7 protein-coding genes are annotated in these 12,060 nt (G+C 41.3%); 5 read left to right on the top strand and 2 right to left on the bottom strand.

Features of this window, described 5'->3' with window-relative positions; all coding sequences use genetic code 11:
- Positions 1-69 precede the first annotated feature (69 nt).
- The 5 genes from AB1Y31_03500 (at position 70) to AB1Y31_03480 (ending at position 9,375) form a co-directional block, all read left to right on the top strand.
- The gene (locus AB1Y31_03500; protein ID MEW4982230.1) at positions 70-2,025 is read left to right on the top strand and encodes a TonB-dependent receptor; all 1,956 of its coding nucleotides are present in this window, start codon (positions 70-72) and stop codon (positions 2,023-2,025) included.
- Positions 2,026-2,087: 62 nt separating this feature from the next.
- Entirely contained in the window at positions 2,088-4,133 is a 2,046-nt protein-coding gene (locus tag AB1Y31_03495) for a TonB-dependent receptor (GenBank protein MEW4982229.1), read from the top strand.
- Between the two features lie 26 nt (positions 4,134-4,159).
- A complete protein-coding gene (locus AB1Y31_03490) occupies positions 4,160-6,076 on the top strand; it encodes a TonB-dependent receptor (protein ID MEW4982228.1) in 1,917 nt (638 codons plus the stop codon).
- 55 nt (positions 6,077-6,131) lie between these two features.
- The gene (locus AB1Y31_03485) at positions 6,132-7,022 is read left to right on the top strand and encodes an ABC transporter substrate binding protein (GenBank protein ID MEW4982227.1); all 891 of its coding nucleotides are present in this window, start codon (positions 6,132-6,134) and stop codon (positions 7,020-7,022) included.
- Entirely contained in the window at positions 7,006-9,375 is a 2,370-nt protein-coding gene (locus tag AB1Y31_03480) for an ATP-binding protein (GenBank protein ID MEW4982226.1), read from the top strand. The genes AB1Y31_03485 and AB1Y31_03480 overlap by 17 nt, the downstream gene beginning before the upstream one ends.
- Positions 9,376-9,401: 26 nt before the next feature.
- On the opposite strand, the gene AB1Y31_03475 is transcribed toward AB1Y31_03480, so the two are convergent.
- Entirely contained in the window at positions 9,402-9,851 is a 450-nt protein-coding gene (locus AB1Y31_03475; GenBank protein ID MEW4982225.1) for a hypothetical protein, read from the bottom strand.
- Positions 9,852-10,147: 296 nt separating this feature from the next.
- Positions 10,148-12,037 (bottom strand): DmsC/YnfH family molybdoenzyme membrane anchor subunit, encoded by a 1,890-nt coding sequence (locus tag AB1Y31_03470; protein MEW4982224.1) that lies wholly within the window; start codon positions 12,035-12,037, stop codon positions 10,148-10,150.
- Positions 12,038-12,060 lie beyond the last annotated feature (23 nt).

Here is a 12,060-nt window from a genome sequence, read left to right as displayed (position 1 = left end):
ATCGTGGGGAGCAAACAAATTCTTTACTGTCAGGCTTTAGCCTTTTTCATGGGCAGCATCCTGTTTAGCATGCCTAACATCGCTCATGCCGATTACGAAGATGACAGCGTGGGTTTCTTTAACAATGAGATCCCCATCGTCTTATCAGCTACACGTTTAGCACAACCACAAACAGAGGCACCGGCGACCATTACCATTATCGATAGGCAGATGATTAAACTGTCTGGTGCCAAAGAAATCCCTGAAATTTTTAGACTCGTACCCGGCATGCACGTGAACTATTTTCGCGGCAATCGTGCGGTTGTTGGGTACCAGGGCATCAACAGCGAATACCCGCAAGGCGTACAAGTCCTTATTGATGGTCGATCCGTATACAACCCTTCATTTGGCGGTATTGATTGGGCAAACTTCCCACTCACCATTGAAGATATTGAACGTATCGAAGTTATCCGCGGTGCCAATAGTACCTCTTTCGGTTCAAATGCTTTCCAAAGTGTCATTAACATCACCACATCACACGCCAACCAATCTAATGGTTTTCAAGCCAAATCAACTCTCGGCGAGCGAGGCTACCAGCGCACATTTCTTAAAAGTGGGTATTCTTTTTCAGACTTAGATATCCGTGTTAGCGCTTCGCATACGGATAATAATGGCTATCAACATAAATTTGATGACCGTCGACAAGACCTCTTTAGTTCCCGACTTGATTATCGCATCAACACTCACAACACACTTCAGCTCAATGCTGCTGCCGTTAACACCTTACGAGAAACCGCCGACCCCAGTAATACATTAAACCCATTAGACCCCCGGCGACAGCAAGACGAAACGCACTTTTCTTTGCATGGAAAATGGGAACATAACTCTCATACTGATCAATTGTTTGTCACTCAACTTTCTTACACACGTTTTAATAGTAAAGATAATGTCACTTCTAACTTAATCCTTCCTCCACATGGCGCAGTTACTTACTCCGCGGACTATACGGCTACCTACGACCGCTGGGATTTTGAATTTGAACACCAACTAAAACTTTCAAATAGTATGCGCGGCACCTGGGGTATCGGACTACGGGCTGATCGCATCACCTTGCCCTTCTGGACTGGAACAGATAGCAAACACGACAATTCACTTCAACGTTTGTTTAGTAATCTTGAGTGGCGTCCAACGGATGCCCTTATTTTCAACATTGGCGGACTATGGGAACACAGCCAACTGGCGGGTGATGATTTTTCACCACGTGTCGCTCTCAACTACCTTCTCACCCCTCAGCAAAGTATTCGTTTTGTTGCCTCCCACGCTTTTAGGTCACCGGTCATTGTCGAAAATAACTTTGAAACAGATTTAGTATTCGAAACAGGCGGCGGTGAACTTCGCTCACCTTACTTTAGAAATATCTCAAACCTAGAGCCAGAAACTGTCGACTCGCTTGAACTGGGTTATCACGGATTATATTTTGATAACGCGCTAACGCTGGATCTCAAGCTATTTAGAAATGAATACAAACACATCATCGAAACCCTTGTCTGCACTGTCTGTGACGCCACAACGTTGAATGGTTTCCCTTCAGCTCAAATCCCTGCGCTACCTATCGTACAGACCCTTGATAATTTGTATAGCGCAGACATTAACGGTTATGAGGTAGAAATAAACTACAAGCCAACCCGTAAAAGCTTCCTCCATATCGGTTACGCTTACAATCACAGCAACAGCAATGCACTTATCAAACAATCGGTACCCCGAGAAACATTTAATCTACTGCTTGGACACAGCTTCATGAGCAATTACTGGGCTAGCTTTGCTTATTATCACACCGGCAGCATGGATAATTTGGGTTCGGGTGATGCGTTAGGCCCGATGAGGCGTTTTGATCTAAATGCTGGAAAAAGCTTCAACGTCGCTGACCAGCAGACTCTCGAGATCAACGTGAATTTACAACTCGCGCTTGATAAAAACGCAGACCTTATCAATGGCTTTAACCTAGATAACCGCTTCTTTGTCGAAGCCAATTATTCATTCAATTAGTTAATACAGTATTTCCTTAACATCATGCTAATATTGAAAAAATCCAAAAGAAGAGATTCGTAATGCATTACAGAAGTTATTCCTTCGCATCACTTTGCCTGATGGGTGTTGTCTTAAGCATTTCACTTCAAGCCTCAGCTAATGAGCTCTCCTTATTTAACGATGACATTCCCATCGTCTTATCAGCCACCCGTTTAGCACAACCACAAACGGAGGCCCCAGCTAGCATAACCATTATCGACAGGCAGATGATCAAACTGTCTGGCGCTAAAGAAATACCCGAGTTATTTCGACTGGTACCTGGTATGCATGTTGCGCATTTTCGAGGCAACAGAGCTGTTGTTGCTTATCAAGGACTCAGCAGCGAATTCCCACAAGGTGTGCAGGTACTAATAGATGGTCGCTCTGTCTATAGCCCGTTATTTGGTGGAGTTGATTGGTCTAGCATCCCCTTGGCCATTGAGGATATCGAAAGAATTGAAGTCATACGAGGCGCCAACGGGTCATCTTTCGGTTCCAATGCATTCCAAGCGGTCATCAACATCACAACCTCTCATTCAGTCCAACTCAACGGCTTTCAAATAAAATCTACTGTCGGTGAAAGGGGTTACCAACGCACCTTATTAAGAGGCGGCTACTCATTTGAGGACGTCGATTTTCGAATCACAGGGTCACATACTGATGATAACGGTTATGCCAAAAATGACGATGATACTCGGCAAGATTCATTCAATGGACGTTTAGACTATCAAGCAACAAGTCAAGATAACTTACAGTTTAATTTTGGTGCTGTTAATACCGTTAAAGAAACCCATACACCAGGCACACTGATGGACCCCTTCGACCCGCCTAGGTATGTGGATGAATCCAACTACTCCTTTCATGCGAAATGGGAACATTCAACAACCGATACTCAACTCTTTATTACACAAGCCTCTTACACTCGGCATTTAAGAAAAGACAGAGTCGCCACATTCTTTGATGCAACTGATCTTGGCTTAGATTTTCTAGGTAATGTCGTTACTAATATCGATTACACAAATTACTACGACCGGTATGACATTGAATTTGAACACCAACTACAACCTACCGATCAATTACGTATCTCTTGGGGGCTAGGAAGCCGGAATGATCGTGTTTATCAACCTTATTGGATGGACTCAAAGCAAAAGTTCGATAACTCCATACAACGAATATTCAGCAATTTCGAATGGCGCCCCAGTGACAAACTAATTATCAATGCTGGTGCTCTCTGGGAACACAGCCAACTGTCAGGTGATGACGTATCGCCAAGGTTGGCATTGAACTATCTACTCACGCCCACACAAAGTATTAGGGCATCCGTTTCCAGCGCCATTAGAGCACCCATATTGGCTGAAAATAAATTCAGCACTAATATTTCATTAGAATCCTTAGATACACCGGGTCTTGTCTTAACTCAAGCTTTACTGCGTAGTGAGTCAGGTCTTGATCCGGAAACTGTTGGTTCATTTGAATTAGGCTACCACGGTTTATTTTTCAATAATGCGTTAACGCTAGATATCAAGTTATTTCGCAATGAGTACGACAAGCTTATAGATGCCACAGATCAAGATACTGACGCAGACATTACTTTATTTGGACTCTTTCAGTCTTCTATTGATATTGGTAATGAGGTTAAAACGTTCAGCAACCTCCATCATGCTAACGTTAATGGCTATGAAGTTGAAATTAACTACCGCCCCGATGAAAACAGTTTAGTACACGTTGGATATGCTTATAACCACACCAACGTTGGAAGAGTCAGTAACAACGACATTAAAAACGTTCTTATTTCCATACCCAAAGATGTATTTAATATCTTAGCTGCTCACACTTTTAATAATGAAATATGGGCTAGTGCCGCTTTCTATTACACGGGTAACATGGAGTATTTAGATTCAGGTAACCCACAAGGGCCAATGAGACGTTTAGATTTTAATATGGGAAAAAGCATTGCAGTTGCGGCACGGCAAAGCATCGATATAAGTCTAACGTTACAACTTGCTTTGGATAAGAACAAAGATTTCCTTAATGAGTTTAACCTCGACAACCGTGCCTTTATAGAACTCAGCTATAATATCGATTAACAGGATGTTTCTATTATTTAGCAGTCATGGATAGCTCTAAAACAAAACTTTTAACCTTTATATTACTGAGCCTATCAGTAAGCATTTCGAGCGCTTTCTCTCCAGTGCAAGAAGGTATTCTTTTCGACAGCCAAATTATGCCTATTGTGTTATCGGCGTCTAAGTTACCCCAACTACAGGCAGAGGCACCAGCAAGCATTACCGTTATCGACCGCGCGTTAATTAAGGCTTCTGGCGCGACTCAAGTATCAGAAATATTCAGACTCGTACCTGGCATGCAGGTCGGCAATTCTCGTGGTAACTTTCCCGTTGTTGCTTACCAAGGGCTTACTTCTGAATTCCCACAGGGTGTGCAAGTTGTTATTGATGGGAGCTCTGTTTATTCACCGATATTTGGCGGTGTTATTTGGAGCGCCCTGCCCATATCACTTGACGATATTGAACGAATTGAAATTGTTAGAGGTCCCAATAACGCTTCATTTGGCGCCAATGCATTTCAAGGCGTTATCAACATAACAACGATCCATGCATCGCAAGCACCTAGTTTAACGACACGCTTTAGACTAAATAACAACCAATCTGAACAAGCTTTTTTTCGTTATGCAGGCTCACAACCCGATGGCAAATTATATTACCGGGTGAGTTTATCGACGGAGAAAAGCGAAGGCTATAAGAACCTTGCTGATGATTTTAGTAAAGATGCTCTGTACGCTCGCGTCGATTTACGTGTAGATTCACGCAACACCTTACAACTTAACTTTTCGGCACTGGACTCCATTCGCCAAACGCAAAACCCAGAGCCACTTTCACCCGCTCTAGCTTTCGACCCCAAACGTGACCGTAATGAATCAACTCATTTCGCCCAACTTTTTTGGGAGCATCAAACATATGATGAACAACTAATTAGCACCCGCCTTTCCTTTCATCATTTTGACGGAAAAGACAAATACAATACCGTTTTAGGAATACTTGACGCCACGAGCGAGTCTACAACTTGGAACCTTGACGTTGAACACCTTTTAACGTTAAACGATACACAGCGTTTAGTTTGGGGGGTTGCAGCTATACATGAATCTGTTTACGTGCCTTTTAGACTTAACTCAACTAGTACAAAGAGCAATACACGCATGCGTTTATTTGGTAATTTGGAAACACAACTAACCAACAAACTCATTCTCAACAGCGGTGCACTGATTGAAAGTGATCAATTATCAGGCACTCATTCTTCCCCGCGAATTTCATTTAATTATTTAACATCTCCTCACCATTCCTATCGATTAACCGCTACAAAAGCATTTAGGATCCCAGTAATTACTGAAGAGCACGATATCATCTTTTTTGACACAGCAATGCAGGTTTCTGCGGACAACTTAGGGCCCGAAACTGTCACCTCCATTGAAGCGGGTTATCATGGCGTGTATTGGCTAAACACGTTTAATACCGATGTAAAGCTATTCAGGAACCACTATAAACAATTAATCGATACTAATTCAGACAACACTATTGCCGTCTTAGATAATACAGATAGCGCCAAAACAGTCGGCGCAGAACTTGAGATAAACTACCGACCTCATCGCAATAACATTCTCCATTTAGGTTACGCCTTCACACACGTTCATCAAGCAACCAATCAGCGTTTAAAAAAGTCTATACCTGAGCACAACTTCAACCTGTTATTTTCACACCAATATAACAACGGTTGGTACAGTGGGTTTGAATATTACTACATGAGTGAAATGCAATATTTGGGCGGACAAAATGACCCGCAAACTTCATTCCAACGTATCGACCTTTCAGCGGGTAAACTGATTAAACTTGCTAACAAACAATCCATTGATATTAGCTTAGACTTCCAATTAGCACTCAATAGAAACAGCGACTTTCACCAACTTGCTACAGCCGATAACCTAATTTATTTCAAGGTGGAATACCGTGCTAATTAACTCATCCGTTAGAATAATAATACAAAACGTTTTATTGAGCGTTACGTTATTAGGTATGCCAGCACTTTCATTGGCACAAAACGTTGTGCTTATTTACGATAAGGATAGTAACTATCAAACTACTTTTGCCAATCTGCTCTCCAAGCAACTAGCCATTGATCCTGATCTTAGTTTAAGCAGAATAGCAGCAAGCTCCTTATCCATACCTACGCTTACTAAAAAACAGCCAGACCTTATCGTGAACCTAGACAATAGTACTGCTAGGACGATAATAGCATCTAACATACAGACAACAACTTTTCACACATTAACCACATTATCGCACTCTAGAAACTTTGCCCCGTGTCTACCACACTGCACGGAAAGCCTAGCTAAACACCGTTTCTTTGTCTTAGACCAACCGCCAACGAGACAGCTAAACTTAATAAAATTAATAAACCCTGCGTTTAAGAATATTGGCGTCATCATCACTAAGCAATCAGAAACGCACCTACAACCATTAAAGAACATCGCTAATGGCACGCAATTAATAATTAACGAGTTCATGACGAGCTCTGAAAATGTTCGCTATCAAATAGCTGACGTTTCAAAATCATCTGATATCATTTTAGCGATCGCTGACACCAAAATTTATAACGCGGCTTCTCTCCCGCAAATTCTGTTAACCAGCTACCGCTATGGAACGCCAATCCTCGGTTTTTCAAAGGGTTTTATAAAGGCTGGGGCTATCGCTGGCACAGTCAGCAGTTTAGAACAACTTTCTCGTCATCTAGCTGAAAGCATACTACACTTAGATAATGCTCATTCGCCCAACACTAACAACGTTATTTATCCAAAGTATTTTGATGTTATCAGCAACAGAAATGTTGCCAAAAGTTTAAACTTGCACTTTCCGCGTGACAACGAATTAAAAGAACAACTGATGACTTATGAGTCTACTCGATAGGTTCCAGTTAAAAAATAAATTACTACTTTTAGGGGTCATCCCCGCCGCCGCACTCGCTGTTATTCTCGCGACTTACCTGACCTCTACTCGTTTAACTGATATGTATGATTTATTACATAAAACAAATGAGAACTTAGCAAATTCAGTCGCTGAATCCAGTGTTAATGGTGTCTTCTCTGGTGATTTAGACGCTCTGAACAACATCATTAGCGCCGCTATTAATGAACCAGACCTCATATCCATTAGCATAACGAGTAAACGAGGCACTACTCTAGCGTACGCAACCAGCGAAATCGCTACACCAACGTTGATTTCAAAACCATCTAAAAAAATCGTCCAATCCATCCAGCTTAAACCCATAAGCCATGCTGATGAGTTCGATGATTTATTGGTTGGTCGGCTTACAGAAACAGACGAAACTATTGGTTATGTAACCCTCACTTTCTCATACAACGCCATCCAACAGCGCCAACTAGATATTTTATTAAACACCTGTTACATCACTTTGCTCCTACTAATTATTATCGGGTTTATAGCAAAATTCATCAGTACTACTATTGCCCGACCGATTCTTCAATTAACAACTGATGTTAATCATATTACCCACGGTAATTACACGCCTCCCAGAATCAGTACCATCAGCAGCAAAAAAGATGAGATTGCCATTCTTGCAAACGGTGTTCATAAAATGGCCCACCAAATCAAAGGGCACCAACAAATACAGGAGAAAAAAGTTCGAGAGGCTACCCACGAATTACGACTACAAAACGATAAACTCTTTTCTGCTCAAGCAGAGATTGTTAAATCAGTTGAGGCAAAGTCACGTTTTATTTCACATATCAGTCACGAAATACGCACTCCATTAAATGGGATCATCGGCTTTCTCGAAATTATTCAAAAAACTGAACTCGATAACGATCAAATTAAGTTAGTTAACGCCTCACATCTTTCATCAAAGAACCTGCACACTATCATCAATGAAGTACTTGATTTTGCCCAACTTGAAGCCGGTAAAATTATTATCAATAAAAGTAATTTCCAACTCAAAAAAACCATCGAAGATACCTTACTACTTTTATCTACTCAGGCTGATCAAAACGGGGTAACACTTGACTACCAACATGATAATAATGCACCTGATTTTATTAACCAAGATTGCGTAAAGTTTGGCCAAATACTCACCAACCTTATTGGCAATGCTATCAAATTCAGTCAGCATTCGACTGTCACTATCCTGTTGAAGATTAGCCCAATAAAAAACAATCAGCTAGAAATAAGTATTTGCGATCGTGGTATTGGAATCACTGAAGAGAATATCCAACAACTTTTCAAAGAGTATTCTCAACTCAGCAACCTCACCAGTGGGCAAGGCACAGGTTTAGGGCTCGTCATTACCAAACGAATTATTGATGCTCTTCATGGAACAATTGATGTCAAAAGTAAAATAGGCCAAGGATCTACCTTTACGTTTACCTTACCGTTCACTAATGTTAAAGACAGCTATAGCATAATGAGTCGGCCTAGCAGCTATATTGCACCCTTACCTGACTTAACAGCAAAGAAAATATTAGTTGCTGATGACAATGAAATAAACCGCTTGTTACTAAGTAATTTATTAGAACGTCAACATGCCAACGTTACTTGTGTAAATGATGGGCAACAAGCCCTTGATTTAGCTAACCAGCAGGACTTTGACTTAATGCTATTGGACTTAAGAATGCCCTTAAAAATGGGCAATGAAGTGTTGTTTGAGATTCGCAACAAACCGACAAAACCGAACTATAAAACGCCCGCCGTCGCTATCACTGCTCACATTACATCAGGGGAAGAAAAAGCACACCACATAAGCTCATTTGATGGCTATCTAATAAAGCCCATTGACCAAGTTCAATTTTTTACATTGATTGAGCAGCTTCTCAATGAACACGATCGCGAAACGCAACCCTTCGTATCCTCACAAAAAAATAGTCGCTCATGTCTGTCAAACAAACCTTTTGATTATGACATAGCTAAAGCTAGCATGAATGCAGACCCCGTATTCATGCTCCTAATGCTTGAGAAATTTTTCAGTGAATTGGCTAAACAAAACGATAGCGTTTCTAAATTGGTTAAACAAAGTAGCTATAAAGATGCTGCCGAGATTGTTCATAAAGTACATGGATCTGCCGCATATTGTGGAACACCGTTACTTAAATTATCGTCAAAACAACTTGAAATATCTCTCCGGATGGGTGATATGAAAGACATCCCTCTTGCACATAAGGAATTTTGTCTCAATATAGAAACACTATTGGGGCTAGCAGATAGTGTTCTCAATTCATTAAAAAAGCCCCTTGAAAAACAAGGGGCTTGATTAGTATTTACAGTTATTTTTTTACTCTATGGCCACCAATGTTTTAAATGGGATAGGTCTTTACCCCAGCCAATGTATGCCGTTAATAGACCAAAAAACATGTAAAATAAGATTTCACCCATATTTAAATTTAATAACTCTGTAGCAGGAGTCATTCCAGATAAACCATATGCAGCCAAAATCATGCAAAGTGGTCCAACCACTTGGTTTGCCAATCGTGCGAATGAACTATCAAACAATACAACTGAGCCGATTAGCACCATACCTGCCACTATATGACCTGCATTTTGTAAGGGTGTTAAGACAAACATGAGGAACTGTTCGCCAGCATAAGGTATACCGATTACACCCAAAGCAACCAGAGCAAACCCGGCATATTTGGCGAATTCAATATTCACCCTATGGTGATTCTCCCAAAAATGACTAACCCCTTCTTCAACATGTGGATGAGTATGACGCTCCACTGTGGTACCCATGAGACACCTCCTAAAGCTTGTTAATGTGCTCGTTCGGCAAGAAATCTAAATGTAAGTTCAACTTATTTAATAAGTTTATAGCAAAAAAAACCAAGTTTAAGGCAACGACAACCGCTCGACGGATTACAAAAAAACAAGACTCCGACTAAGCTTGATAGTCGGATTTAAAAAGTTTGCACGCTAGTAATAACCTATTGTGCGTTATATTGTTTCTCGTTTAAGTCGCTTACAATTATTCGTCTCTAACACAGGGAAATACCCAGTAAGCGTATTAGAAATACATTAAAGCTTTTACCCTATTTAACAGATTTCCAATCAAAAATCCCTTTCACTTGGTCAATCGCTTCTTTAGCTGTGGTTGTTTTAATGGTTTCTATTAATTCACCAAGCTTGAAACTACGGTGCTGCTCATATTGAACGCCTACCTGTTGCATATTGGCTAAACCCGTTTCCTTCGCATGTTCCTCGAAACCTTTATTTTTCCAAAAGAATGCACCAGGCATGGTGGTTGGAATTACCAATGCAAAAAACAATGAACGCCTGATAACCGCCGTTGCTAATAAGGATACCGTCAGCATACCCCAGCCAATGACTGACGATGGCGAGTCAATTAAGAAACAAGTCGCCACAATGGATACGCCCAGTAATACATTACTGATAATGTACGGCCATGCAAATCGCGTTGTTTGTAAATACCAAGAAGCACTGCCTTCGCCTTCGCCTCCTTGAAGGTCATTCGCGTGGGCGATGTGTCCAATAGCTTCGAGTGAAAGCCCCACTAATAGCAATACGACTAAGCTTGTATAAAATGAGTCCACAAGCGAGCCATCAACCAGCACCACTAATCCAATAACCAGAGCACCTAAACTAAAACAAGTGCCGACAAAAGAAGTTGCTGTTTGCCAGTGATCCCAAAAAGGTCGCGCTTTAATGCGGTAAAGTTTGTACATATAAAACAAACCTAATGGTCCACTGACCACACCTAATATAGCGAATAAAGCGATGAATATATCGACTTCAAAAAAGCTAAAAAAAACAAACCCTAGCAAACTGGTATAAAACAGGCTGACACCCGCAATCTCACGGCTTACTGGTGAATGACGTAAGTTGTAAAAGCCACGATAAAAACGATGCGGTTTACCTAAATGCATATTCAATTTATAAAGCCCAACCGTCAGCACTATAGTCATAACAACCAATAATGGCATATAGGCACTGGATGATTGAATTGCTAATACGGCGTCAGAACCTGTCATATGACCCAACACCAACATCAAAAATGCACCTAAAATAGCCTGCGTTGCGAGTGTAAAAATCACGTGGGAGCTTTCATGCGTCATCAACAAAGCTCGCCAGTTCCACTGCTTTTCAAGCCCGTGCTTTTCGTCAACTACCGGTTTGTATTTGCCCGCCTCTTCATCTTTGTGATACTTAAGTGGCATTGAATCCGTGCGTGTCATTTCACGCTTATTTTGGCGTGATTGCTGAAAACGAATGTTTGGGTGCGTGATGTCTGTCGTTGGAAATCCAGGGATTTCTGTTTTGCACTCGGCACGGTTTTCTGGCACATTTTCGATCACACCAAAGTCAAGTGCGTTACCCAAGCAGGCCGATACACAAGCGGGTTTGAGTCCTACTTCCAAACGATCTACACACATATTACATTTGCTGACCTCACCCTTAACAGGGTCAAGTTGCGGTGCGTTGTATGGACAAACCCATGTGCAATAACCACAACCAAAACAAATATCTGGGTCTTGCAGTACCGCGCCATACTCGGCATATTTTGTATACGCGCGCGTTGGGCAGCCTTTTAAGCAAACAGGGTCGTCACAATGGTTACACGCCATTGATATATTCAGACGCTGATACTCTGGATAGGTACCACCTTCTACATAACCTACGGAACGAAACGCAATATGCCCGGGGTTGTCATTTTTTTCACTACAGGCTGCTTCACAAGCGTGGCAACCAATGCAATTATCAGCATTTAGGTAAAAACCATGCTGCTTATAGCGATTTGGATTTTCACCTAAGGCTGCATCGCCATTGATATTTAAACTAACGCCATGCAAATCGTCCTCATCTGACGTTAACTCAATGGAGTCGCCATATAGGTTTTTTGCTTTCGTCTCTTTATCCCAAAGAAACGCATACTTTGGTTCATCACTTCTAACTTCAAACATAAGGGTATTGGTTTTTTACCTAG

Origin of the sequence: Cycloclasticus sp. (genome assembly GCA_040743155.1) — a bacterium.
GTDB lineage: Bacteria > Pseudomonadota > Gammaproteobacteria > Methylococcales > Cycloclasticaceae > Cycloclasticus.
Note: the sequence above shows the minus strand (reverse complement) of the source record. Positions and strands in the feature narration are given on the sequence as shown.

Coding starts and splice junctions, on each gene's coding strand:
- AB1Y31_03500 (MEW4982230.1), top strand. CDS start 70: ATGCCTAACATCGCTCATGCCGATTACGAAGATGACAGCGTGGGTTTC.
- AB1Y31_03495 (MEW4982229.1), top strand. CDS start 2,088: ATGCATTACAGAAGTTATTCCTTCGCATCACTTTGCCTGATGGGTGTT.
- AB1Y31_03490 (MEW4982228.1), top strand. CDS start 4,160: ATGGATAGCTCTAAAACAAAACTTTTAACCTTTATATTACTGAGCCTA.
- AB1Y31_03485 (MEW4982227.1), top strand. CDS start 6,132: ATGCCAGCACTTTCATTGGCACAAAACGTTGTGCTTATTTACGATAAG.
- AB1Y31_03480 (MEW4982226.1), top strand. CDS start 7,006: ATGAGTCTACTCGATAGGTTCCAGTTAAAAAATAAATTACTACTTTTA.
- AB1Y31_03475 (MEW4982225.1), bottom strand. CDS start 9,851: ATGGGTACCACAGTGGAGCGTCATACTCATCCACATGTTGAAGAAGGG.
- AB1Y31_03470 (MEW4982224.1), bottom strand. CDS start 12,037: ATGTTTGAAGTTAGAAGTGATGAACCAAAGTATGCGTTTCTTTGGGAT.